The organism is Microcoleus sp. B4-C2, from assembly GCF_036705265.1.
Lineage (GTDB): Bacteria > Cyanobacteriota > Cyanobacteriia > Cyanobacteriales > Microcoleaceae > Microcoleus.
The window spans coordinates 1-1,259 of sequence record NZ_JAUBUB010000214.1 but is presented as its reverse complement, the minus strand read 5'-3'; the positions used below and the strand labels follow the sequence as shown (position 1 = coordinate 1,259).

Sequence of the window (1,259 nt, the reverse complement as noted above, 5' to 3'; positions counted from 1 at the left end):
ATTAATAATTTATAACTCTGCAATTATACATTATTGGGCCAATTTTAGCAATCTTTTCCTATCATTCAACACTTCTGTAGAGCAACAATAGGAAGAATGATAAAACTCTTAAATATTACTGTCAAAAAAAAACTCTCTTCCCTTCAGGCAAAGGCACGGAGCGAGTTCAACTCCTGCGATGTGAGTTCTGGAAAACAATTAAAGAGTAAGGTTTGAAAGACTTAATATTCCTTGACGAATCGGGAGTTAATTTAGCAATGGTTAGGTTATATGCTCGATCTCTAAAAGGTGAAAGAGCCCGGGGGCCAAAACCAACTAAACGTGGCAAAAATGTCTCAATAATTGGAGCAATGTCAGTTAAGGAAATTTTGACATCGGTTAATTTAATAGGCTCAACTGATGCAATTACATTTGAAGCTTTTATCATCAGAAAACTTGTACCCAAACTATGGAAAGGTGCTTGTGTCGTGATGGACAATTGTCCCATTCACTTGGGAGAAGAAGTGAAAAAAGCGATCGAAAAAAAAGGGGCAAGATTAATATACTTATCACCTTATTCACCAGATTTTTCACCAATTGAAAATCTGTGGTCAAAACTTAAAATCATTCTCCGTTCTATCAAGACTACTAATTATCAAGAATTAGCAAAAGCCATAGAGTTTGCGTTCGGTCAGGTTACATCGTCAAATATTTTTAACTGGTTTACACACTGCTGTTATTGTACCTCATCTTTCTGAGAAAGGCTCTACTTCATTTTTTGGGTTAGAAATCAAAGAAATCAGGGCTATTTCGTTCTAGACAGTAGGCATGGTTTAGGTTTAGAGTTTAGAAGTCGGATTCACCCTAACTTATGATTTATGAGTTCGCTAGCAATTGTAGAAGCATTTTCGGAATTACCCGACCCACGGCGTGGAGCGGGCTGTCGTCATGAGTATGCGGTCTGTTTAGCGTTATTTACCCTGGCGATTAGCGCAGGATGTGGTGGTTTTCTAGCCATCAGGGATTGGTTAAAGGCTTACCGCGAACCTCTGATTGCGCTGTTTGGGTTCCCGAAGCATGGGATTCCTTCCTACAGTACGCTTCGTCGGACGTTACTGGACTTGGATTATCAATCCTATGGCGCTTGCGTCGCTTCTTTCTGCAAAATTGAACCGAAAAGAGGTGAAACCATGGCCTTAGATGCAGAAGTGTTGAATGATAGGAAAAGATTGCTAAAATTGGCCCAATAATGTATAATTGCAGAGTTATAAATTATTAAT

2 protein-coding genes are annotated in these 1,259 nt (G+C 38.8%); both read left to right on the top strand.

Going from position 1 to position 1,259, the window contains the following annotated elements:
- Positions 1–212: 212 nt before the first annotated feature.
- Entirely contained in the window at positions 213–737 is a 525-nt protein-coding gene (locus QUB20_RS28480) for an IS630 family transposase (protein ID WP_333251562.1), read from the top strand.
- Positions 738–857: 120 nt separating this feature from the next.
- Positions 858–1,229: a transposase family protein gene (locus tag QUB20_RS28475; RefSeq protein ID WP_333251566.1), complete on the top strand. Its 372-nt coding sequence runs from the start codon at positions 858–860 to the stop codon at positions 1,227–1,229.
- Positions 1,230–1,259 lie beyond the last annotated feature (30 nt).